This is a genomic window from Streptomyces sp. NPDC093094, from assembly GCF_044754345.1.
In the GTDB taxonomy this organism is placed as follows: Bacteria; Actinomycetota; Actinomycetes; order Streptomycetales; family Streptomycetaceae; genus Streptomyces.
This window is the reverse complement of the sequence record NZ_JBIVOX010000030.1, coordinates 35,765-59,423: the sequence shown is the minus strand read 5'-3', so window position 1 is coordinate 59,423 and position 23,659 is coordinate 35,765. Positions and strand designations below refer to the sequence as shown.

General features: G+C 69.6%; 15 protein-coding genes, 2 pseudogenes and 1 CRISPR repeat array. Of the genes and pseudogenes, 9 read left to right on the top strand and 8 right to left on the bottom strand.

Features of this window, described 5'->3' with window-relative positions; translation table 11 throughout:
* The first annotated feature begins 206 nt into the window (after positions 1–206).
* The gene (locus ACIQGV_RS37280; protein WP_402503343.1) at positions 207–2,351 is read left to right on the top strand and encodes a right-handed parallel beta-helix repeat-containing protein; all 2,145 of its coding nucleotides are present in this window, start codon (positions 207–209) and stop codon (positions 2,349–2,351) included.
* A 9-nt stretch (positions 2,352–2,360) separates the two neighbouring features.
* On the opposite strand, the pseudogene ACIQGV_RS37275 reads toward ACIQGV_RS37280, so the two are convergent.
* The 5 genes and pseudogenes from ACIQGV_RS37275 to ACIQGV_RS37255 form a co-directional block, all read right to left on the bottom strand.
* Positions 2,361–3,004 (bottom strand): annotated as a pseudogene (locus ACIQGV_RS37275) (IS5 family transposase); the annotation flags it as partial.
* Positions 3,005–3,032: 28 nt separating this feature from the next.
* Positions 3,033–4,285, bottom strand: a protein-coding gene (locus ACIQGV_RS37270) for an IS3 family transposase (protein ID WP_402503341.1) whose coding sequence is annotated in 2 segments (ribosomal slippage) — positions 3,033–4,003 and positions 4,003–4,285 — 1,254 coding nt in all. Because the reading frame shifts where the segments join, the coding sequence is not laid out codon by codon here.
* Complete coding sequence (locus ACIQGV_RS37265) at positions 4,257–4,511, bottom strand: transposase (RefSeq protein ID WP_402503338.1); 255 nt, start codon at positions 4,509–4,511, stop codon at positions 4,257–4,259. Before ACIQGV_RS37265 ends, ACIQGV_RS37270 begins: the two co-directional genes overlap by 29 nt.
* 135 nt (positions 4,512–4,646) lie before the next feature.
* Complete coding sequence (gene fxsT / locus ACIQGV_RS37260; RefSeq protein WP_402503336.1) at positions 4,647–7,043, bottom strand: FxSxx-COOH system tetratricopeptide repeat protein; 2,397 nt, start codon at positions 7,041–7,043, stop codon at positions 4,647–4,649.
* Positions 7,044–7,419: 376 nt separating this feature from the next.
* Positions 7,420–7,584: a hypothetical protein gene (locus ACIQGV_RS37255; protein WP_402503333.1), complete on the bottom strand. Its 165-nt coding sequence runs from the start codon at positions 7,582–7,584 to the stop codon at positions 7,420–7,422.
* A 1,498-nt stretch (positions 7,585–9,082) separates the two neighbouring features.
* On the opposite strand from ACIQGV_RS37255, the gene cas3 reads away from it, so the two are divergent.
* The 8 genes from cas3 (at position 9,083) to cas2e (ending at position 18,516) form a co-directional block, all read left to right on the top strand.
* Positions 9,083–12,025 carry a CRISPR-associated helicase Cas3' gene (gene cas3 / locus ACIQGV_RS37250; RefSeq protein ID WP_402503330.1) on the top strand — a complete coding sequence of 981 codons (2,943 nt, stop codon included), beginning with the start codon at positions 9,083–9,085 and terminating at the stop codon, positions 12,023–12,025.
* The gene (casA, locus tag ACIQGV_RS37245) at positions 12,009–13,685 is read left to right on the top strand and encodes a type I-E CRISPR-associated protein Cse1/CasA (protein ID WP_402503327.1); all 1,677 of its coding nucleotides are present in this window, start codon (positions 12,009–12,011) and stop codon (positions 13,683–13,685) included. The genes cas3 and casA overlap by 17 nt, the downstream gene beginning before the upstream one ends.
* A 66-nt stretch (positions 13,686–13,751) precedes the next feature.
* Positions 13,752–14,450 (top strand): type I-E CRISPR-associated protein Cse2/CasB, encoded by a 699-nt coding sequence (casB, locus tag ACIQGV_RS37240; protein WP_402503323.1) that lies wholly within the window; start codon positions 13,752–13,754, stop codon positions 14,448–14,450.
* Positions 14,447–15,637 (top strand): type I-E CRISPR-associated protein Cas7/Cse4/CasC, encoded by a 1,191-nt coding sequence (cas7e, locus tag ACIQGV_RS37235; RefSeq protein ID WP_402503320.1) that lies wholly within the window; start codon positions 14,447–14,449, stop codon positions 15,635–15,637. Before casB ends, cas7e begins: the two co-directional genes overlap by 4 nt.
* Positions 15,634–16,380: a type I-E CRISPR-associated protein Cas5/CasD gene (gene cas5e, locus ACIQGV_RS37230; RefSeq protein WP_402503317.1), complete on the top strand. Its 747-nt coding sequence runs from the start codon at positions 15,634–15,636 to the stop codon at positions 16,378–16,380. Before cas7e ends, cas5e begins: the two co-directional genes overlap by 4 nt.
* The gene (cas6e, locus tag ACIQGV_RS37225) at positions 16,380–17,171 is read left to right on the top strand and encodes a type I-E CRISPR-associated protein Cas6/Cse3/CasE (protein ID WP_402503315.1); all 792 of its coding nucleotides are present in this window, start codon (positions 16,380–16,382) and stop codon (positions 17,169–17,171) included. The genes cas5e and cas6e overlap by 1 nt, the downstream gene beginning before the upstream one ends.
* Positions 17,168–18,139, top strand: a complete 972-nt coding sequence (gene cas1e, locus ACIQGV_RS37220; RefSeq protein ID WP_402503312.1) for a type I-E CRISPR-associated endonuclease Cas1e — start codon at positions 17,168–17,170, stop codon at positions 18,137–18,139. The genes cas6e and cas1e overlap by 4 nt, the downstream gene beginning before the upstream one ends.
* The gene (cas2e, locus tag ACIQGV_RS37215; protein ID WP_402503310.1) at positions 18,136–18,516 is read left to right on the top strand and encodes a type I-E CRISPR-associated endoribonuclease Cas2e; all 381 of its coding nucleotides are present in this window, start codon (positions 18,136–18,138) and stop codon (positions 18,514–18,516) included. Before cas1e ends, cas2e begins: the two co-directional genes overlap by 4 nt.
* A gap of 89 nt (positions 18,517–18,605) precedes the next feature.
* Positions 18,606–20,831: a CRISPR direct-repeat array (repeat unit 29 nt; unit sequence CTGCTCCCCGCACCCGCGGGGATGGACCC).
* A 323-nt stretch (positions 20,832–21,154) separates the two neighbouring features.
* Here the strand turns inward: cas2e and ACIQGV_RS37210 are convergent.
* The 3 genes and pseudogenes from ACIQGV_RS37210 to ACIQGV_RS37200 all read right to left on the bottom strand — a co-directional run.
* Positions 21,155–21,463: a DUF6087 family protein gene (locus ACIQGV_RS37210; RefSeq protein WP_402503307.1), complete on the bottom strand. Its 309-nt coding sequence runs from the start codon at positions 21,461–21,463 to the stop codon at positions 21,155–21,157.
* 73 nt (positions 21,464–21,536) lie between these two features.
* Complete coding sequence (tgmC, locus tag ACIQGV_RS37205; protein ID WP_402503305.1) at positions 21,537–22,706, bottom strand: ATP-grasp peptide maturase system methyltransferase; 1,170 nt, start codon at positions 22,704–22,706, stop codon at positions 21,537–21,539.
* Positions 22,703–23,392 (bottom strand): annotated as a pseudogene (locus tag ACIQGV_RS37200) (ATP-grasp ribosomal peptide maturase); the annotation flags it as partial. The pseudogene ACIQGV_RS37200 and the gene tgmC, both read right to left, overlap by 4 nt.
* Between the last annotated feature and the right edge of the window lie 267 nt (positions 23,393–23,659).

The window sequence follows — 23,659 nt, the reverse complement described above, 5'->3', positions numbered from 1 at the left end:
GATGCCATCAGCACAGTCACCTCCAACCCAGGCGGTAGCCCCGCTTATGCGGTCAGCCCTGCCCGAGAGATCGCGTTATCTGCCCATACACACCCGTGGAAGGACGCCTACTGATCGGGATACCGATGAGCAGCTTCGGAAAGAGCGACCGAATGACCAGTGACCCGGGAGGCACAGGGCCCCTACCAGCGGAGACAGTCGAGCTTGTGCTGCCTTTGCTCAGTCACATCGCAGAACTCGTCGCGGAGAAGACCGAACTCAACGACGACGACCTAGCGATGCTGGTGTACGCGGCCGGGCTCGAAGAGCAGACCGCGGTCGCGACCGCAGAACTACGTCGCTGGAGCGTGTTGCTCACTGCGGCTCGTCAAGCCACCGCTCTCACCACCCGAGCCATCGCGGCGCGATCACTGACCTTGCGCGGCATCCCGGACGGCGCAGCCCGACTCGCCGTCGATGTGGCCACCAGCGCAGCGCCCCCGCCGCTGTCAGCCATTCCGACAACCGTCAGCCTGGGCGTACTGCCCCTAGGGGCCCCTGGCCGTGCTGAGATCACCGTCCATGGAGGCCCCGGCACCGCGATCCCCGGATCAAGTGACCTGTCCGTAGAACCAGGCACCTTCGGACCCGGTGAAACCATCCTGCGAGTCCAGGCCGCCCCCGCCCACACCGAGCGACTGCTCTGGGAAACCATCACGCTCGAGACAGGCAGCGACCGCCTCGTCATCGATGTCACCGGACGCTGGATCCCGGAGTCGGACGACAACTCCGGCGCCCTGGCGTCGGACAAGGCCCTGCCTGCCGGCCGCGAGAAGCTGGTCGGCGGTCCCTCAAGTCTCACCTTCGATGTCTCCCCAACGGGCCCAGAGGGGCACCGCACCATTACAGCCGCCCTCACCGCCGCACCGCCCGGGTCGACAATCCGCGTGCACCCTGGCCACTACCAGGAAGCCCTGGTCCTCGACAGACCAATCACCCTCACCGGCGAGGGGCCCAGCGAAGACATCATCATCGAAGTGGCCAACGAACCTTGTATCACCGCACGCGCCGCCCTGGCCACTGTCCGAGGCCTGACCCTCAAGAGACTAAGCGGGGCGCAAGGAGGCCCTTGCATTGATGTCCCACAAGGGCGTCTCACCCTCGAACGATGCGAGGTCACATCGGACTCGCAACACGGAATAGGAATCCAAGGAGCGCAAACCTCAGCAGAAATAACGGACTGCCGAATCCATAATGTATGCGGCAGCGGAGTCAACGTCTTCCATGGGAGCCAGGTAACGATCCAGAATTGCCTTATCGACGCCAATCGCACGCCCGCTGGCACAGGTATATCGATTGCCTTCGCCGGCGTGTCAGTACGTGACTCGCGCATTTTTAATTGCCAAGAGAGTGGCATCTATCTCGCCGATCACGGAAGGGGACTCGTAGAGAATTGCCATATCTCCTCCAATGGCGGGCCGGGCGTTTCAATTGAGAACGGAAGTGATGCCTCCATGCGGAGTTGCCGCATCGACCATGGACACCACAGAGGCGTCGAAGTGCGCAACCATGGAGGGGTCACGGTTGAGGATTGCGACATCTACGCTAATGCGTTTTCCGGCATCCTTATAGTATGTAGCGAGCCCACATTTCGAAACTGTCGCATTCGCGACAACGGGGCCAATGGCGTGTCGGTTCGCAGAGAAGGACGAGGCGTCGTTGAGGACTGCCAAATCTACGCTAATTCCTACATAGGGGTCGCCATCAGCGAGACCGGAAGCAATCCCACCATACGAAATTGTCACATCCGCGACGGTAAGGGTGGCGGCGTGGCCGTCTCGGCGCACGGTCGAGGCACTATTGATGACTGCGACATCTACGCCAACACCTGTGCAGGAATCGACATAAAGACCGGAGGCAACCCTGTCGTACAGAATTGCCGCATTCATGATGGTAAAGAGAATGGGGTGCGGGTCCACAACGAAGGCCGGGGCACTTTTGAAGAATGTGACATCGACGGCAACGCATTGCATGGCATCTCGATATCATCTGGCGGTGAAATCACCGTTCAGAACTGCCACATCCGCCATGGAAAGCTCAGTGGCGTGATCGCCTGCGATCGAGGCCGAGGCACTCTCGAAAACTGTCAAATCTACGCAAATGGCGGAGCGGGGGTCTATTTTAAGGGCCCCCAGACGCGCGCCACATTGCACCGCAACCGCATCAATTTGAACGACTTGGAGGCTATTTGGATTTGCGACGGGGGAGGTGTGGATGCCCGAGATAATGACTTGACCGGAAACAAACGTGGCCCTTGGGATATCGACATGGCGAGCAAACCGCACGTGCACGCTTACCGCAACCTAGAATAAGAGCTTGTCTCATGTGGTGCTGTTGGTCAGCTTCTTGTAGCAGGTCAGTGCGGCCGCGAGACCGAGGAAGCCGAGAAAGTGAGTACCCTTCCGCTCGTACTGGACGGTGAGGCGGCGATAGCCGAAGAGCCAGGAGATCGACCTTTCGATCTTCCAGCGGTGTCGGCCGAGCCGCTCGCCGGATTCGATGCCTGGGCGGGCGATGCGTGGGACGATGCCACGGCCGCGCAGCCACCTCAGGTGCTCGGCGGAGTGGTAGGCCTTGTCCGCGCGGAGCCTGCCGGGACGACGCCAGCGCGGCCCGCGCCGCGACCGGATCGCGGGTATGCCCAGGACCAGCGGCAGCAGAGCCTGACTGTCATGGACGTTCGCACCGGACACACCGAGCGCCAGGGGTAAGCCCTGAGCGTCGGACAGAACGTGCAGCTTGCTGCCCTTCTTGCCCCGGTCGACCGGATTGCGCCCGGTCAGCGATTCCCCCTTTTCGCGCGGACCGAGGCCGCATCCACGATCACTGAGGTCCAGTCCACTTCACCGCGCGCACCGAGCTCGTCCAGGACGGCTCGGTGCAGCCGTCTCCAAAGTCCGGCCTCGGTCCAAGCGGAGAACCGGCGGTGCGCGGTGGCGGGAGAAACCCCGAAGGTCTCGGGCAGGTGAACCGTTCCGGGTTCGGTAGAGACCTCAGCTTGTGGTTGTGACCTGGGGTTTCGTGATTGCTCGGTAGTAGTTGGTCTCGTATTCGGCGGGTGGGATGTGCCCTATTTCACCGTGGAGTCGGCGGTGGCAGTACCAGTCGACCCATTCGGCGGTGGCCAGCTCGATCTCGGAGAGCGTCTTCCAAGGCTGTCGGGGTTTGATCAGCTCGGTTTTGAACAGGCCGATCGTGGACTCCATCAGGGAGTTGTCGTAGGCGTCGCCGACCGATCCGATCGACGCGGCGATGCCTGCCCGGTCGAGGTGTTCGGCGAGCGCGAACGACGTGTACTGCGACCCGGCATCGCTGTGATGTATCAACTCGCCTTTCTGGTGCGGGTGTTGGTCGCGGTCGCGTTGCCACAGGGCCATCTCGAGGGCGTCGAGGACGAGCCGGGTCTCCTTCGAGGTGGCTGCCGACCAGCCGACGATGCGGCGGGAGAAGGTGTCCACGACGAAGGCCACGTAGACGACGCCGGCGAAGGTGGCGACATGGGTGAAATCGGCGACCCAGCAGCGGTTCGGGGCCGGGGCGACGAAGTCACGGTCCACCAGGTCCGGGGCCCGCTGGGCACTCGCATCGGGGATCGTGGTGATCACCTTCTTGCCGCGGACCGCTCCGGTGATGCCGAGGTCACGCATGAGGCGTTCGACGGTGCAGCGGGCCACCGTGACCTTCTGGCGGTTCAGGTGCCGCCAGATCTTCCGGGCGCCGTAGACGCGGTAGTTGGCCTCGTACGCCTGAGTGATCAGGGTCTTCAGCTCGGCGTCGCGGACGGTGCGGGCCGCGGGTGCGGCCTGGCGTTTGTGGTGGGCGTAGTAGGTGGACGGTGCGATCTTGCAGTCGTGGTCGGTCAGGACCCGGCAGATCGGCTCGACGCCGCCGAAGCGGTCCTTGTGCTCGTCGATGAACGCTACGAGCGTGTGTGTGGCCGGTCGAGCTCGGCCGCGAAGAAAGACGCCGCAGCCTTCAGGATCTCGTTGGCCCGCTTCAGCTCGGCATTCTCCTTCTTCAGCGCCTTCATCGCCGCGGACTCCTCCGTGGTCGTCCCCGGACGCTGACCGGAGTCGATCTCGTCCCGCCTGACCCAGTTGCGCAGCGTCTCGGCGGAACCGATGCCGAGCTTTTGAGCCACCGCCCGCAACGCGGCCGACTCGTTCGGATAGTCGCCACGGACTTCGGCGACCATCCGGACCGCTCGTTTGCGCAGCTCAGCGGGGTAGGAGGAGGGACGTGCCATGACTCGATCCTTTCATGGAATCGAGTCTCCACCGAACCCGGAACGGTTCAAGGTGCCGCCATGCGCATCCGCTGGTCAACACGTACACCACAGCAGTGAACACGGCCCGCTCATCGCACGGGGCCGTGCCTCCGCCTTGCGGACGCGAGGCGAACGACGGAAGCAACGGAGCGACCAGCGCCCAGAGTTCGTCAGGAACCAATCGCTGCGACAGACCGATACCCATGGCAAGGCATCATGCCGCATCCGCACGCCACATGAGACAAGCTCTAAACCTGGAGCGGTTCACTTGAGGGCGGCTCGGGGATAGGGGGCCTCCTCAACCGCCGCTGGCTGCGATGTGGCTGCGCCGCGGCCAGTGTCACCTCCGGCTCTGTGGCCGTTGGGTGGGCATGGCCAGTGCTGTCTCCAGCGCGCTGCGGGTGCTCAGGGTATGCGGGTGCTCGTCGCCCAGGATGCGGACGCGGTCATCGAGGGTTCGGCGCAGCAGGTCTATCGCTTCGGCCTGCTCACCTGCACTGGTCAAAGCGAGAGCGAGGTTGTGGCGACTGGCAAGGGTGTCCGGGTGCTCGGGGCTCAGGATGCGGGTGCGGTCCGCCAGGGTCTGCCGGTGAATGCGTGCTGCTTGTGTGTGCTCGCCCATCCCGTCCAGCGCGAGACCGAGGCTGTCCCGGCTGGCCAGCGTGTGCGGATGCTCGTCTCCCAGAATGCGGGCGTGGTCGTTGAGCGCCTGCCGCAGCAGCGGTATCGCTTCCGTCTGCGCACCCGCCCTGGTCAGGGCGCTGGCGAGGTTGTGGCGGCTGAGCAGGGTGAGGTGGTGCTCGGGGCCCAAGACACGGATACGGTCCGCCAGGGTCTGCCGGTGAATGCGTGCTGCTTGTGTGTGCTCGCCCATCCCGTCCAGCGCGAGACCGAGGCTGTCCCGGCTGGCCAGGGTATCGGGGTGCTCGGGGCCCAGGACACGGGTACGGTCGTTGAGGGTCTGGCGCAGCAGACCCACCGCCTCGGCATGCTCACCCGTCCCGTCCAAAGCGCAGGCGAGGTCGTTGCGGCTGGTCAGGGTATCAGGGTGCTCGGGGCCCAGGATGCGGGCGCGGTCCTCCAGGGTCTGCCGGAGCAGGCGTATTGCCTCGGCCGGCTCTCCCATTCCGAACAAGGCATTGCCCAGGTCGTTGCGGCTGGTCAAGGTATCGGGGTGCTCGGGGCCCAGCATGCGGGTCTCGACCTCGAGGACCCGTTCGTGCAGCAGGTGCGCCGCACCGAAAGCGCCAGCCTTCTGCAGCACCTGCGCCAGGGTGTTGAGAGTGGTGCGGTGGTGCGTAGCGGAGTGCGGGTCCGCGTAGTGGGGCAGCAGCGGCAGATGGGGGGCGAGGAGCACGGCTGCAGGCCAACCAGCGCGCCCGCGCTGGTTGGCCTCGTGCACAGCCGTGGTCAGCCGCTCGGCAAGAGCCCGGTGCCACACGGCGAGATCGGAGGTCTCGGCCGTGAGGGCGACAGCGTTGATCTCTCGGATCAGGGGATGCAGCACCACCTGCGCCCCCTCACCGCTGCCCGACGCCGGGCCGGTGCTGCCGGGAGCGTGGGGCAGGCCGAGGAGACCGTAGCGGTGCAGGCCGGCGAACGCGGACTCCAGGGCCACCGCGGTGACGTCGTGTCCGGTGACGACGGACAGCAGGTCCGGGGTGATCAGGGACAGCGGGACGGGGGCCCCAGCCAGCAGGGCCAGCAGTCGCAACAAGGGGCGGGCCAAAGCGGTGCCCTCCCCGGCGAGCTGGTCCAAGGACACCTCCCAGGTGTGCCGCACCACGGCGCGGGCTACCTGCGGATGGGAGGCATTCGGGTGCACCGCTCCCAACAAGAACCGCAGTTCCTGTTCCAGGGCCTGGCGGTAGGCGGCAAAGGTGCGGTAGCGGCTGGTGGGGCCGGCCAGATAGGTGCCGGCCGCGTGCAAAGCCAGTGGCAGCCCGCCCAGTCGCGCCGCCAGCTCCCGGGCCTGCTCGGCGGTTCCGGCCCCGGGAGCAGCGTCCAGCAGGACCTGCCCCGCAGGTCGCACCGGCAGCGGCTCCAGTGGCAGCAGCCGTGCGCACGGACCCCAGGTCTGCTCGCTGCCATCCCGGCTGGTCACCACCAGCAAGCCCCGGCCGTGAGGACGGATCCAGCCGCGATAGTCGGCCACCGGCTCCCCTGCCGGGCCGATCTCGTGCGGCTCGTCGGCGTTGTCCACCACCAGCAGCCACCGCCGCACCCGGCCCAACTGTCGCCAGACCACATCCGGAAGGCTCGCCTGCCCCGCTCGCGCGGCCTCCAGCTCTGCCTCTGGCAGGCCGCAGGCCAGCGCCGCCTGCACCATCTGCTGCGCTAGCTCGGCACCGTCACGCCAGCGCACCCAGAACACTCGCCAGCCCGCCGCCTCGGCCTGCATGGCCAGTTGCGCGGCCACCGTTGTCTTGCCCATCCCGCCGACCGCGCACAGCACCGCGAACCGCCCTTGTGGCCGCCGAAGCATGTCTGCCAGCACGGCGAGTTCTCCCTCACGCCCCCGCACGTCCTGAACATGCGGGGGGCGTAACGAAGCCTGCTGGCCTTGGGCCAGTCGGCTCACCGGTGCCAGCCGCGCCGGGGGCCTTGGTGCGGCATCCAGATGCCGGCTCCACAGCAACAGCCCGATGCTGACCACCACCAGCACGGCGAACACCGGCCAGATCACCCACGCCTGCGCCGCCCAGCCAGGCACCGCGTCACTGGCGTAGTTGGTCACCGGCCCCAGCACAGCCGCCACCAACGCGGCCCCGCCCGTTACCGCCGACCCGGCCCACGCACCCCGTCTACGCCCCATGGTCTGCCACCCCCGTCCACCGTCACCAGGATGCTCCCGCCTTGCACGTCCGTGGAAGGGTGCGGGTGGTCACGACACGGGCGGCGGTGTTGCTCCGGTTCAGCGTCCGGATTGCCGATCCTGCTGCGGGGATTCGGCCGCCCTCGGTGTGCAGGGCGCAGTGCCAGGCGCCCCTCGTGCAGCCGCGCACCAGTAGACGATCACGCCGGATGTTGCGCATCGGAGTTGTCCGTCCGGGCCAGTTACCGTGCTCAGTCACATCCGCTTGTGACTGAGCGCCCTTACCTGGCACCGCTCGTCAACTACGGCACTCAGCTTTGAAACCGGCCCCGGTCAGGGTGGGACGCATCGAGCGGCGCCGCTGGTCGGCGCGGAGTTCGAAGTCGCCGTAGCTGTTGTCGACCGGGTTGACCGTGACGCCCGGGGCGACGATGGCGTCGAGGACGTGGAAGGCGACGGCCATTTCGATCAGGGTAAGGTCGGCCTTCTCCGCCAGGACGGCGAGGTGCTGGGCATCGTCGACGCGGCCGACCACGGCTGGACGGCACCGGCCACCTGGCTCCCGCTCGCAGCGGGCGCGGTGCTGCTGGCCTTGTTCGTCCGGGTGGAGCGGCGGGCCGCGCAGCCGATCGTGCCGCTGCGGCTGTTCGCGAGCCGCGAGCGGTCTGGCGCCTACGTCACCCGGATGCTCTACATGGGCGCGATGATCGGGTTCTTCTTCTTCACCGCGCAGTTCGTGCAGAGGGTCTACGGCTGGACGCCGCTGCAGGCCGGTATGGCCTTCCTGCCGATGACACTGGTCAACTTCGTCTTCGCGGTCCGCGTACCCCGGCTGCTGGAGGGGTTCGGCAGGCCCCGGGTATTCGCAGCGAGGGTCGTACTGACGACCGTGGGCATGGCCTGGCTGAGCCGCCTGGACCTGCACACCCCCTACCTGACCGGAGTGGCCCTGCCGATGGTGGTCATCGGCGCCGGCCAGGGCCTGGCGCTGGCCCCGATGACCTCCAGCCGCGTCGACGGCCCGCTCCGGTACTGCGCTGACGGGCTCCGCCGTCCTGCTCGGCCTGGCCGTCGTCGCCGTCCTCCCCCTGATCGTGCCCGCTCAGGCGTCCCGCAAGTAAAGGACTACGTGATGCAGACCCTCACCCTCAACAACGGCGTCGAGATGCCCGCCCTCGGCCTCGGTGTCTTCCAGACCCCGCCCGACGAGACGATCGCCGCAGTCACGGCCGCGCTGGAGCTGGGCTACCGGCACATCGACACCGCCGCCTACGGCAACGAACGCGAGGTCGGCCAGGCCCTGCGCGACTCCGGCATCCCGCGCGATGAGATCTTCGTCGAGACCAAGATCTGGATCAGCGACTACGGCTTTGAGGAGACCCTGCACGGCTTCGACAAGAGCGCCGCAAAGCTCGGCGTCGACCAGATCGACCTGCTGATCCTGCACCACGCGCTGCCGTCCGAATTCGACAAGACCCTTGATGCCTACCGCGCCCTGGAGAAGCTCCTGGCCGACGGCAAGGTCCGCGCGATCGGCGTCAGCAACTTCATGGTCGACTACCTGACCGTGCTGCTCGATGCGACGTCCGTCGTGCCAGCGGTCAACCAGTCGGGGGACCATCCCCACGGGTGCGGGGAGCAGGATCCGGCCCGCGGCGGCAGCCTTGTCGGTCAGGGTCCATCCCCGCGGGTGCGGGGAGCAGCGCGAGACCGGCGACGCCGGCGGCCTGCTGGAGGGTCCATCCCCGCGGGTGCGGGGAGCAGACTCGATGACCTGCCGTTTTACCGTTGTGTCGGCATGGTTTTGTCAAGGTTCATTGATTCCGGCAAATCGCACCAAAGTGGTTTTGCTGAGTGGTGTAACCGTTCATTGTGGCGTCCGGGTCTGCAACGGTGGCTGGGAAACGGCGGATTCCTCTAATCTTGCCTGCTGTTGCGCGGTGAGCCGGTATGAATCGTGCATGGATCGCGGGGGGATGGCCCGCTCTGGTCTGTTGCGTCGGCTGCGTGAGCCGGCCCGGTCAGTGTGGGCGAAGCATGATCGTGACAGCGACGGGTGGCTGCCGTTGTGGCGGCACATGGAGGACTCGGCCGCTGTGGCGGGCCTGTTGTGGGATCAGTGGCTGCCTGCGGGTGTGCGAGGTCTGATCGGCCGCTCGGTGCCCGGTGGGGATGCCGGTGCCCGGGCCTTGGCGGTGTGGCTGGCTGCCGTGCATGACATCGGCAAGGCGACGCCGGCGTTCGCCTGCCAGGTGCCCTCTTTGGCTGAGGTGATGCGTCAGCGGGGGCTGGCGATGCGCTCGGCTGAGGCGATGGGGCGGGATCGTCGGCTTGCCCCGCACGGGCTGGCGGGGCAGGTGCTGCTGGGGGAGTGGCTGGAGGAGCGCTATGGCTGGGCGCCGTCGCGGACGGGGCAGTTCACGGTCGCGGTCGGCGGTCATCACGGGGTGCCGCCTGAGCACGGGCAGATCAAGGCCCTCTATGAGCACGAGGAGCTGCTGCGGACACGGGGTGCGTCTGCTCGTGTCTGGCGTGAGGTGCAGACCGAGCTCCTGGACGCGTGCGCCGGGCACTTCGGTGCTGCCGGGCGGCTGCAGGCGTGGGGATCGGTGCGGCTGCCGCAGCCGGTGCAGGTGCTGCTGACGGCGCTGGTCATCGTCTCTGACTGGATTGCCAGCAATCCGGCGTTGTTCCCGTACTTTCCCGACGCAGCCGGATGCGACGGTGAGGAGCGGATCGCGCGGGCCTGGCGTGGGCTGGACCTGCCGCCTGCGTGGCTTGCGCGGGATGAGGGTCTTGGGGCGCAGGAGTTGCTGGCCGCGCGGTTCGGGCTGCCGGCGGGGGTGAAGGCGCGGCCGGTGCAGGAGGCTGCGGTGGCGCTGGCCCGGGAGATGCAGGCGCCCGGGCTGATCATCGTGGAGGCGCCGATGGGGGAGGGGAAGACGGAGGCCGCGCTCGCTGTGGCCGAGGTGTTCGCGGCGTGCTCGGGTGCGGGCGGCGTGTTCTTCGCTCTGCCGACGATGGCGACCGGCAATGCCATGTTTCCCCGTCTGCTGGCCTGGCTGGAGCGGTTGCCGGGGGTGGCGGGCAGTCGCCGGTCGGTGCATCTGGCGCATTCCAAGGCTGCGCTGAACGAGGAGTTCGCGGGCCTGATGGCCAGGGCGGGGGACGTCACCGCTGTCGGCGTCGACGAGGCGGGGTTCTTGTCGGGCAGGCAGCCGGATGTAGTGCGGCGTGCGGAAGCGGAGCTTGTCGCGCACACCTGGCTGCGGGGCCGTAAGAAGGCCATGCTGGCGTCGTTTGTGGCCGGGACCATCGACCAGCTGCTTTTCGCGGGGCTGAAGAGCAGGCACCTGGCTCTGCGTCATCTCGCGGTCGCGGGCAAGGTCGTCGTCATCGACGAGGCCCATGCCTACGACACCTACATGAGCGTGTATCTGGACCGGGTGCTGTCGTGGCTGGGTGCCTACCGGGTTCCGGTGATCGTGCTGTCTGCGACGTTGCCCGCCGGCCGCCGGCGTGAGCTGCTGGCCGCCTACGGCGCGGCCGGCAGTGCGCAGCCGCCGGGGGAGCAGGCGGCGGAAGTGCCGCAAGTGGCCTATCCGCTGATCACGGCTGTCGTTCCCGGCGGGGTGCCGGTGGAGCGGCGCCCCGGAGCCTCAGGCCGGGCGACGGATGTGCAGGTGGAGCCGCTCGGTGACGATCTGGGTCTGCTCGCCGACCGGCTGGAGGAAGAGACCCGTGGGGGCGGCTGCGTGCTGGTCGTACGCAATACCGTCGCCCGGGTGCTTGAGACCGCGCGGGTGCTGCGGGCGAGGTTCGGTGACGATGCGGTGACGGTGGCGCATTCGCGGTTCGTCGATCTGGACCGCGCGGCGAAGGACCGTGATCTGCTGATGCGGTTCGGGCCGCCGGACAGGGCGGTCGGCAGGCCGGTCGGCCGGCACATCGTGGTGGCCAGCCAGGTCGCCGAGCAGTCGCTGGATGTGGATTTCGACCTGCTCGTGAGTGATTTGTGCCCGGTGGACCTGCTGCTGCAGCGCATCGGCCGCTTGCACCGCCACCAGCGTGGTGCCCTGCAGAGTGCGCGGCCGGAACGGCTGCGCGTGGCCCGGTGTCTGCTCACGGGCGCCGAGTGGGGGGCGGGCCTGGCGGACGTGCCCGTGCCGGTGCGTGGCTCGGTGGCGGTGTACGGGCGGTACCTGCTGCTGCGGTCGGCCGCCGCGCTGCTTCCCCACCTCGCCCAGGACGGGCCGCCGGTGCGGCTGCCGGGTGACATCAGTGTCCTGGTGCAGCAGGCATACGGGCAGGATCCGCTCGGCCCGCCGTCCTGGGCCGGGGCGCTTGCCAAGGCGCGCGAGCGGTTCGACGCCCACCGGGAGGATCAGGCCGAGCGGGCCTCTGCTTTCCGTCTCGGGGAGGTCGGCAAGCCCGGCAGGGCGCTGTTCGGCTGGGTGGCGGCCGGGGTGGGGGATGCCGACGACAGCCGCGCTGGGGCGGCCCAGGTCCGTGACAGCCGTGAAAGCGTGGAAGTCGTCGTGGTGCAGCGCCGCAGGGACGGGACTCTGGCCACGCTGCCGTGGCTGGAGCCCGACAGCAAGGGCCGCCCGCGGGCGGGCCTGAGCCTGCCGCAGGACCAGGCGCCCGTGTCGTTCGCGGCCCGTGCGGCGGCGAGTTGCGGGCTGCGCCTGCCCGCGCAGCTGTCTTCTCCCGTCGTTGCGGACGAGGCGATCGCGCAGCTGGAGCAGTTGTATCTGCCGGCGTGGCAGGGCAAGGAGTGTCCCTGGCTCGCCGGCCAGCTGATTCTGGCGCTGGACGAGGACTGTCAGTGCTCTCTGGCAGGCTTCTCACTTCGCTACAGCCCCCTGGACGGCCTGGAGGTCACCCGTGACGACCGAGACTGACTTACGTGCACCCCAGGCGCCGGGGGTGACGTCGTTCGATCTGACCGACCGGCCCTGGATCGGCGTCCTTGGCACCGACGGCGTACAGCGCGAGCTGTCGCTGCGCCAGGTCTTTGCCCGGGCGGGCAGGCTGCGGCGCATGGTCGGGGACCTGCCGACCCAGGAGTTCGCCCTGATGCGGCTGCTGCTGGCCATCGTGCACGACGCCCTGGATGGCCCGGGGGACATCGACGACTGGGCCGATCTGCACGACGACCCGGACTGTTTCGCGCCCGTGCAGGACTACCTCGATGCCCATCGTGAGCGTTTCGACCTCCTCCACCCGCAGGCCCCGTTCTTCCAGACGGCGGGGCTGCGTACGGCGAAGGACGAGGTCTTCGGGCTGAACCGGATCGTGGCCGATGTGCCCAACGGTGAGGCGTTCTTCACGGCCCGCCGGCCGGACGGGCTGCGGCTGACGTTCGCCGAAGCCGCCCGCTGGGTCGTTCACGCGCATGCCTACGACACCTCCGGCATCAAGTCCGGCGCGGTCGGAGACGACCGGGTCAAGGGCGGCAAGGTGTATCCGCTGGGCACAAGCTGGGCCGGCGGGCTGGGAGGCGTCTTCGCCGAGGGCGACACGCTGCGCGAGACGCTGCTGCTGAACCTGATCCCGGCCGACACCGGCATGCTGGACATCGACCCCGGCGACCGGCCCGCCTGGCGGCGCGAACCGCCGGGCCCCGGCGGCAGCGAGCGCACCCCCACCGGGCCGCGGGATCTGTACACGTGGCAGTCCCGCCGCCTGCGCCTGCACCATGACGGCAACAGCGTCCACGGTGTCGTCCTCGGCTACGGTGACCCTCTGCCCTGGCGGAACATGTTCCACCGGGAGCCGATGACGGCCTGGCGGCGCAGCGAGGCCCAGGAGAAGAAGCTCCGCCTGCCGCAGGTCTACCTGCCCAGGGACCACGATCCGGCCCGAGCCGCCTGGCGGGGCATCGCTGCCCTGGTCGCGGACCGCGCCGAGAGCGGGCAGAGGGCGCAGGCGGCGCCGCATCTGCGGCCGGCTGTCCTGGAGTGGATCGCCCGTCTGGTCACCGAAGGGCACCTCCAGCGCGGCTACCTTGTGCGGGCCAGGGTCATCGGCGCGGCGTACGGGACGCAGCAGTCCGTGATCGACGAGATCGTCGACGACCACCTGCTGATGCCGGTCGTGCTGCTGCACCGCCAGGACCGAACCTACGGCCGGCAGGCCGTCGACGCCGCGGAGGACGCCGAGCTCGCCGTACGCGCCCTGGGTGACCTGGCCGCCGACCTGGCCACTGCGGCCGGCAGCGCCCCGGACGGCCCCAAGGACAGCGCCCGCCGTGCCGGCTTCGACGCTCTCGAGCAGCCCTACCGCACCTGGCTCGCCGAACTCGCCACCACACAGGACCCGTTCGCGCAGCGCAGCAGCTGGCAGCTCCAGGCACGGCAGGTGATCGGCCGGCTCGGCGACCGCCTCATCGAGACGGCCGGTGACGGCGCGTGGCAGGGCCGCACCGTCACCGGCAAAAACGGCACCGTGTGGCTCAGTGCCGGGCTGGCCGACACCTGGTTCCGCCGGCGCCTGGCCAAAGTGCTGCCGGGCCCCGACCACGGCAGCGGGCCCGACGGGCAGCGCGAGGCCGAGGCATGAGCGGCGGTCCGCACCGACCGGACCGCCGCGAACCCCCTTATGCAGGGCACCCGACACGGAGTACTCATGACCACCCTCAGCACGCCCGGGTCAGCGAAACAGTCGAGCAACGGCGTCACCGAACGGGTCGCCCGTCTTGCCGCCGCCCGCGTCTCCTCCTGGCAGGACGGCTACCTGCGCGACCAGCCGGCAGCCGTCGCCGCGCTCGCCCGGCTTCGACGCGGCGCGGGCCGCGACGCCGCCGCCCTCCCCGACCTGTGGGGCCTGGTCGACACCAGCCCGCTGCACACACCCGACCAAGGCACCCGCCCCCTCAGCGAGCAGCAGCTGGTGCGCGCGGAGAACGCCCTCTACACCGCCCTGACGCTGTGGGCGCTGCACCAGCAGTCCCGCGGCACGCGCATGCACCGCCCCCACAGCGCCGCACTGCCCGGCGGCCTCGGCTCCGCGATCCGCCGGCTGATGCCCGCCGGAGAGATCGACGACGCGGTCCGCAAACGCCTCGTGCGGGCCGGTACCGCGCCCGCCCTCACGACGCTCGCGCAGCGGCTGCGTGACATCGTCACCCTTCTGCGGGGCGCGGACATCTCCCTCGACTACGGGCTCCTCGCCGGGCAGCTGTACGCCTGGCAGTGGCCCGACGGCCCCGCCACCGTCCGCCGGGCATGGGGCCGCTCCTTTCACACCCTTCCCCGCACCGCCCCCGACCCGGACGGCTCCGGCAGCAACCCGCCCCTCGCCAAGGACGACAAGGACGCCTCGTGAACCGCTACTTCCTCGACGTGCACGCCCTGCAGACCGTCCCGCCCAGCAACATCAACAGGGACGACACCGGCGCCCCGAAGACCGCCGTCTACGGCGGCGTCCCCCGCGCCCGGGTCTCCAGCCAGGCATGGAAGCGGGCGATCCGCACCTACTTCCGCGACGAGCACCTCCTCGACCCGGCCGAGCTCGGCGTGCGCACCAAGAAGATCGTCGAACTCCTCGCCTCACGGATTACGGCGCTCGACCCCTCGCTGGGCGAGGAGGAAGCGCTGCGCCGGGCCGATGAGACCATCCGCGCCACCGGGCTCAAGACCGAGGTGCCCAAGCGCAAGGCCGACCAGGCCAAGGACGGCACACCTGCGCCGGCACCGGAAGCGAAGTACCTGGTCTTCCTCTCCGCCCGCCAGCTCGACGCCCTCGCCGCCCTCGCCGGCGAAGGCGCAGCCGACATCACCGGCTTCTTCAAGGACAAGAAGAACAAGGAACGTGCCCGCGGGGCAGCCGACACCCGGCACTCCGTCGACATCGCCCTGTTCGGGCGGATGGTCGCCGACATCGCCGACATCAACGTCGACGCCGCCGTCCAGGTCGCCCACGCTCTCAGCGTCCACCGCGCCGACACCGAATCCGACTACTACACCGCCGTCGACGACGAGAACCGCGACGAAGAGACCGGCGCCGGCATGATCGGCACGGTCGACTTCAACTCGGCCACCCTCTACCGCTACGCGGCCCTCGGGATCCACCAGCTCGCCGACAACCTCGGCCAGGGCCTGCGCGACGACGAGCCCCGCACCCAGCCCGTACGCCGCGCCGTCGAGGCGTTCGTGCACAGCTTCGTCGCGTCCCTGCCCACCGGCAAGATCAACACGTTCGGGCACCACACCCTGCCCGACGCGGTCCTCGTGACCCTCCGCTCCACCCGGCCCGTCAGCTACGTGGCGGCCTTCGAAGACCCCGTCCGCGCCGACGAAGGCGGCCACCTGCGCGCCGCCTGCGACCGGCTCACCGCCTATGTCCCCGACCTCGAACGCGCTTACGGCAGCCAGGGCGATCCCAGCTGGATCCTGCGCGTCGGCCCCCACACCCACGAACTTGCCGCCCTGGGAACCGAGACGGACAACCTCACCGCGCTCGTCGCAGCCGTCGGACAGGCCGTCGAAGAGCGGCTGGAGAAGCCGGAATGAGCCGCACCAGCGTCCTCGTCCTGCTCCTGGCGGGCCCCCTGCAGTCCTGGGGGGCCTCCTCCCGCTTCACCCGGCGCACCACCGAGTCCGCCCCGACCAAGAGCGCCGTCATCGGATTGCTCGCCGCCGCAGCCGGCATCGAACGCGACGACGACACCCGCCTTGCACCGCTCACCGTGCTGCGGTTCGGCGTCCGCATCGACCAGCCCGGCACCCGCATCCGCGACTTCCACACCGCCCACCACACAGACACCGGCAAAGCCATGCCCCTGTCGGAACGCTACTACCTCGCCGACGCCGTATTCGTCGCCGCCGTCGAAGGCGAACACGGCCTCCTCAGCAGCCTCCACCAGGCCGTGCGCGCCCCCGTCTACCCGCCCTTCCTCGGCCGCCGCTCCTGCCCGCCCGCCCGCCCCGTGGACCTCGCGCTCCATCAAGACGCCCGGCTCGAAGAAGTCCTGGCCCACGAGCCGTGGCAGGCCGCAGGCTGGTACCGGCGCCGCACACACAGCCGGCCGCCCGAGGCGCTGACCGTGCTGCGCGAAACCGGCCCCGACGAAAACCCTGCCGCCGCGGACACACTGCGCGACCAGCCCGTCAGCTTCGCCGCCGCGCACCGCCGCCACGCCCTGCGCCCCGTCCTCACCACATCCGTGCCCCGGCCGCCCGCCCCCGGCCACCGCACCGTCCGCCACGATCCGTTCGACACGCTGGCCGCCTACCCGGAGGACGAGAACACCTGATGTTCCTCACCCGTTTCCGCCTCAACACGGCCCGGCCCGGCACCCGCCGCCTGCTGTCCACCCCCCAGGCCCTGCACGCGGCCGTCATGGCCTCCTTCCCCCACATCCTGCCCGGCGACCGCCCGGCCCCCGACGCCCCCCGCGTGCTGTGGCGCCTGGACCACCATGCCCGCGCCGAAGTGATGCTGTACATCGTCAGCCCCGACCGACCCGACCTCACCCACCTTGTCGAACAGGCCGGCTGGCCCGCCGCCGCCACCCCCGACGACCCGGGCTGGCAGACCCGCCCCTACGGCCCCTTCTTGGAACAGCTCGCCGCAGGATCACGCTGGTCCTTCCGCCTCACCGCCAACCCCGTCCAAACCATCCGCCGCAAGGAAGGCGAACCCCGAAAACTCACCGCCCACCTCACCCCCGTCCACCAGATGGGCTGGCTCCTGGACACCGACCGCCAGCAACGCGCCGGCTTCCGCATCCTCGAAAAACCCACCACGCAGCGACTCCTGCCCTCCGGCACCACCCACCAGGGCCGCACCCACCACGGCGACCGCTACCAGCTCACTGTGAGCGACACACGCTCCCTGGCCTTCGACAGATCCCCTACCCCGGCGGCCCGGAACCGCACGGGCAAGGTCACCCTCGTCACGGCCACCTTCGACGGGCGCCTCGAAGTCACCGACCCCGATGCCCTGCGCCGCACCCTCACGCAGGGCATCGGCCGGGCCCGGGCCTACGGCTGCGGCCTGCTCACCCTCACTCCCCTCGACCCCGACCGCCCCCCAGTCTCATGACCGACGTCTCCCAGCGCGCGGCCCTCACCCCCAGACACCTCACCCGCACCGGCGAACGCCTCTCCTTCCTCTACCTCGAACGGTGCACCGTCCACCGCGACGCCAACGCCATCACCGCCACCGACGCTGAGGGCACCACCCACATTCCCTCCGCCACCATCGGCACCCTCCTGTTGGGCCCCGGCACCCGCATCACCCATCAGGCCATGAGTGTCCTCGGCGAAACCGGCGCCGCAGTCGCCTGGGTCGGCGAACACGCCGTGCGCTACTACGCTTCCGGCCGCGCCCTCACCCGCTCATCCGCCCTCATGGAAGCCCAGGCCCTGCAATGGGCCAACCCCCGCACCAGGCTCACCGTCGCCCGTCAGATGTACCGCCTGCGCTTCCCCGATGAAGACCCCGCCGGCCTCACCCGCCGCGAACTCCTCGGCCGCGAAGGCAAACGCGTCAAGGACTGCTACCGCACCCACGCCGCCCGCACCGGCATCACCTGGAAAGGCCGCCGCTACACCCCCGGCGACTTCACCAGCGGCGACACCGTCAACCAGGCCATCACCGCCGCCGCACAGTGCATGTACGGCATCGCCCACGCCGTAGTCACCTCACTCGGCTGCAGCCCCGCACTTGGCTTCGTCCACTCCGGCCACGAACTCTCCTTCGTCCTCGACATCGCCGACCTCTACAAAACAGACATCGGCATCCCCACCGCCTTCGACACCGCCGCACACAGCGACGAAGACATCGGCTCCCGCACCCGCCGCGCCCTACGCGACCGCATCAACGAAACCTCCCTCCTCGACCGGTGTGTCAACGACATCAAACGCCTTCTGCTCCCCGACAACACCACCCCAACCGCCACAGCAGACGACCGTGACCTGGTTACCCTTCAAAGCGACCACGGCCACCACCTTGCCTCCGGCATCAACCACGACGGCCCCGACCACGACTACCCGGACCACCTCTGGTGACCGTCATCGTCCTTACCAACTGCCCGCCCGGACTGCGCGGCTTCCTCACCCGCTGGATGCTCGAAATCTCAGCTGGCGTCTTCATCGGCAACCCCTCCGCCCGCATCCGCGACCTCCTCTGGGACGAGGTACGCACCTACGCAGGCCAAGGCCGCGCCCTTCTCGCTCACACCACCAACAACGAACAAGGCTTCACTTTCCGCACTCACGACCACGCATGGCACCCCACCGACCACGAAGGCGCCACCCTCATTCACCGGCCCGCCCCGCAAGCACCAGGCCCCGCTTCAGCACCCACACCAGCCGCCGACGACCCGCAGCAGCCTCCAACTGGCTGGAGCAGAACCTCCAAACGTCGGCGCTTCCGCAAAAACTGACCAAGAAGCCCGAAATGCCGCACTCGCGCAAATTGAAGGAACTGGCAAGAAACCTGGGCCGACCGCAGTGAAACCGCAGGTCAGTCAGACTGCTCCCCGCACCCGCGGGGATGGACCCTGGGTTCGCTGTTCAGGGTCCAGGGGGGCGCTCTGCTCCCCGCACCCGCGGGGATGGACCCGCGTTCCGGGCCGGCGACGCAGAGCCGGACGTCTGCTCCCCGCACCCGCGGGGATGGACCCTCCCACGAGGTGGCCGTCCTGGACTCGGGCGCCTGCTCCCCGCACCCGCGGGGATGGACCCACGAAGGCCCCCGCGGAGCAACGCCCGCGGGGCTGCTCCCCGCACCCGCGGGGATGGACCCGGCAAGCACGGCGACGAGTCGCAGGAGGCACACTGCTCCCCGCACCCGCGGGGATGGACCCTCAGCCCCGGTGCACTTCACGTAGCCGGAGCCCTGCTCCCCGCACCCGCGGGGATGGACCCCTCGGCGGGGCGACGACGTCGACGCAGACCGGCTGCTCCCCGCACCCGCGGGGATGGACCCGCGGCGACCTGGTGCAGTTCGCGGCTGCCGTCCTGCTCCCCGCACCCGCGGGGATGGACCCAGGACCGGCCCGAACGGGCGGTTGCTGCTGCACTGCTCCCCGCACCCGCGGGGATGGACCCGACGACGGGCTGGCGGAGGCATGAAGAGTTTCCTGCTCCCCGCACCCGCGGGGATGGACCCGGGTACGGGATCCCGGAGGGCGGCGGTGCCGGCCTGCTCCCCGCACCCGCGGGGATGGACCCGGAAGGGAGCGTGTTGAAGACGGAAATGACTACTGCTCCCCGCACCCGCGGGGATGGACCCCACAAGGGGGACCAGTGACCAGCCGCAGCAAACTGCTCCCCGCACCCGCGGGGATGGACCCGTCGACGAAATCACCGTCTACGCCGACCAGCTCTGCTCCCCGCACCCGCGGGGATGGACCCGCCCGGCACATGATCATCTGCACGGACGGGTCCTGCTCCCCGCACCCGCGGGGATGGACCCCCCTGCGGCTACTGGCAGCCGCGGATGTGTGACTGCTCCCCGCACCCGCGGGGATGGACCCACCACCGCCCCGCCGACGGCCAGCCCTCCCCACTGCTCCCCGCACCCGCGGGGATGGACCCCAGTCACCGATTTCCTTCACGGGAGGGACCCTCTGCTCCCCGCACCCGCGGGGATGGACCCGGGACCTTGCAGTCCTCGCCGTTCGGGGAGAGCTGCTCCCCGCACCCGCGGGGATGGACCCCGGGCGCGGCCGTCACGTTCATCGACGACTACCTGCTCCCCGTACCCGCGGGGATGGACCCAGGCCAGAGAGTGCCCTACAGGACGCCCCAGACTGCTCCCCGCACCCGCGGGGATGGACCCGAAATCCGCGGCCTACGGGAGTTCTGGGAATGCTGCTCCCCGCACCCGCGGGGATGGACCCGCGGTGTACGACTGCCACGGCTGGATCAAGTACTGCTCCCCGCACCCGCGGGGATGGACCCGGCGGTAGCGGGCGGGGGAGCGGCCGTGGGTCCTGCTCCCCGTACCCGCGGGGATGGACCCGGCCGCGAGCGCGACGAACGTCCCCGGGACCGCTGCTCCCCGCACCCGCGGGGATGGACCCTGCGCACCTACGTCCACCTCTTGGCCGACATCCTGCTCCCCGCACCCGCGGGGATGGACCCTCGGCGGTGACGGGGCCGCGGGTGCCGGCGGTCTGCTCCCCGCACCCGCGGGGATGGACCTCACCTTCGACAGACCCGGCTTCACAAGCCAGGCTGCTCCCCGCACCCGCGGGGATGGACCCCCGACCTCGACGAGTACGACGCATACGGCGAACTGCTCCCCGCACCCGCGGGGATGGACCCCTCGCGCGGATCGAGAACGTCGGCGGCGAGCTCTGCTCCCCGCACCCGCGGGGATGGACCCACGACGTTGTGCCCGACGATCGCGGCGCCGCCCTGCTCCCCGCACCCGCGGGGATGGACCCGGTCGGAGCCGTCGCTGCGCTACGACGACTTCCTGCTCCCCGCACCCGCGGGGATGGACCCTGGACGGCATCCTCACGGCGCCGACCGCGGAGCTGCTCCCCGCACCCGCGGGGATGGACCCCCACACAGAGGGAGCAGCATGGAACACCGGCCCTGCTCCCCGCACCCGCGGGGATGGACCCCGCACCGCCAAAGCGGAGGCAGGCGTCGAGTGCTGCTCCCCGCACCCGCGGGGATGGACCCCGCTCCACCTATGGCGGAGTGCTGTGGGTGGACTGCTCCCCGCGCCTGCGGGGATGGGCCCGGCTGGCGTGTCGCGAGGGCATACCGCAACTGCTGCTCGCGCCCGTGGGGATCTGGGTGTTGTTCTCTGGTGGTGATGGGTTAAGTGGGGTCTGTCGTCGTCTGCGGGGCGGTGATCAGGGTTATGTTTGCCGGTATGTGTGCCAGGTTCTTGTGGCGAGTGGCATGGGTTTGGGCCAGTCGTCGTGGCTCTGTTCGGCGATGGAGTCCCGTACGCGCTGCTGGGTCCGGACGAGGGCGTCGAGTCCTGCCCGTGGGCCGCACGCGCCAATTGCCGGGCGACGTGACCGCGGTCTGATCACGTTTCGCCCCGTGCCGGCTGTGTCATTCGCCGGGGCGTGGTTTGCGGTGTCTGCCTCGTCCGGCCTGGAGCGGCTGGGGCTGTGCTGCCGGGGCGGCTTCCGGTTCTTCGGGGCGGGGGTGCAGGATGCGTTGGGCTTCGGCGTAGTTGGCGGCGAATCCGTGCGGCTCCCAGGTGTGGCCGTTCCACCGTTGGATGGCGCGGGGGGCGTCGGGGTGGAGGTGCGCGCCTTGAGGGCCGGCGCTGGCCCGGGAGGCGAGTGGCACGGCGCGAAGGCGTCCGATCTTCGCGTCGCGGCGCTTCGCCCAGTGCGACAGCGGTTCGTCGTCCATCGAGATTCCCAGTGTTGCGGTGACCGATCTGGCGTGGACAGCGTAGTGGCCCGGTTGATCGTGCCGTGCCGGATCACGCAAGGTGCTGCCGCCAGCGCAGTGCCGGGTGGCCGTCGATCCAGTAGGTGTGGATCTCGCGTGTGATGTGCAGCCGCATCGTGGTGATGTCGGGGCGTCCGGCGTCCTGCCAGGCGGTCAGGGTCTGCTCGATGGTGTCCCACAGGGCGAGTGGGCCGCCCTGGCGGACGGTCCAGGTGTCCTTGTCCTGGGTGAACGCGGCGAACGATTCCCGGTCCGGGTCGAACAGGTACAGCAGCCGGTTGCCCTCCTGCGGGGTGGCGCGGGTGAAGCGCGCACCGGGTGCGGCGAGCTGTGCGAGGAAGGCCGGCATCCAGTCTTCCAGCAGGAGCGGCGACAGTGCGGTCCTGCGCTCGCTGTCGGCGTAGGCGGTGCGGGCGGCCAGGTCGCCGGTGATCGGCTTCTCGGCCTGGGAGCGTGCCTGCATGAAGGAGCTGGGGCCGAGGATCCGGCCCTCGGCGGTGCCGCCGTGGGCGACCGTGACTTTCGCGAGCCCGGTGCCGTAGTGCCAGGTGCCGCCGACGGTGGCGAGGATGATGCCGCCCGGCTTGGTCTGGCGCAGCCAGGTGTAGGGGATGCGGCGGACGGCGCAGGTGGCGATGACGCGGTCGTACGGTGCACGGCGGGGGTGGCCGAGGAGCCCGTCTCCGGTGAGGGTCCATGTGGAGAAGCCAGCTGTCTCCAGCGCGGCGTCCGCACGTGCCGCGACGTCCGGGTCCACTTCGATCGTGGTCACGTTGTCCTCGCCGAGGCGGTGGCACATCAGTGCGGTGGAGTAGCCGGTTCCGGTACCGATCTCCAGCACGTGCTGCCCGTCCTGCACCGCCAGCTTCTCGATCATGTCGACGACGGTGACGGGGGTCGTGGACGAGGAGGTCGGAGAGCCGTGCACCGGGCTGCTGGCCCGGTCGGCGGTGAGGTGCCCGTCGAGCTGGGTGGCCAGGGACTCCTCGCGGTAGGCGATCTGCACCCACTCGGCCGGGTCGGTGCCGGTGGCCGTGGCGGGACGCCACTGCCCGCCCTTCGTGGGCAGGAACACCCCGGGGTGCAGGAACAGTTCCCGGGGCACCGCCTCCACCGCGGCTCGCCACTGGTCGCTGACGAGGACGCCGAGCTGCGTCAGACGGCCGGCCAGGGCCCGTCGCTGGGGGGCGGTGTCCATCATGGGGCATCTCCGTGCGTCAGCAGTTGTGCGAAGGCGGCGGACATCGAAAGACCGGTGGCCTCTTCCAGCCACCCCCACTGCCCGTTCGGGTTCAGCTCCAGCCACCACAATCTGTCCGTCTTGTCGACCGCCAGGTCGAAGCTGCCCGAGACCAGTCCGAAGTGGTCCAGGATCGCCAGGAGCCCCCTCTCCACATGGCGGGGCAGGTCCACCACGCTGTAGGACAGTGCCAAGTAGTCCCTGCGCCAGTCCAGCATCCCGGACTCGATCCGCACCGCGAAGACTCGTCGGCCGACCACGAGTACGCGCATGTCGGCCACTTTGTCCACGACCGCTTGGAACAGGTGCGGTACGACCCGCACGCTTTCGTCGATCTCGGCTGCTGTCACCAGATCCGCCCACCCCGTCACAGGAACCCCGTCCCGCCGGTAGGGCGTCCACCGGAGCGTCTTGAAGATCACCCGATCGTGGGCCGCGATGAAATGCCTGGCCTCGGCCGGGTCGTTCGTCACCAGCGTCGGCGGGACGGCCATCCCGAGTCGCTGGACGACGGCGAGCTGGGCAGGCTTGTAGTCCGCAGCAGCGTTGCGCAGCGGGTGGTTGACCCACAGCGGCTCGTGCAGGGCATAGAGGATGCCGCCGAGTCCGTAGCGGACCTGCGCCGCCGCGAAGCGAGCGTCGTCCGCAAGGGCGATGACGGTTGCTCCTTCGGGAGTTGACGGGTTGGGGGTGATCACGGGGAGTCTCCTTCAACCGGGGTCGGGAGGGGCGGGTGTGGGCGGGGCGGCAGGGAGGTGGCCCGCCCCGCCGTGCTTGGCGGGCGCTGTTGGCCGGTGGGTGGTGGGCCGAGCGGGCGTGCCGGGCCGGCTGCTGGTGCGGTGGTGCCGGGGTGGATAAGCGGTCGACGGATCAGGGGTGTTGCCGCAGCATGCGGTCAGGTCCTGCGGCGAGGA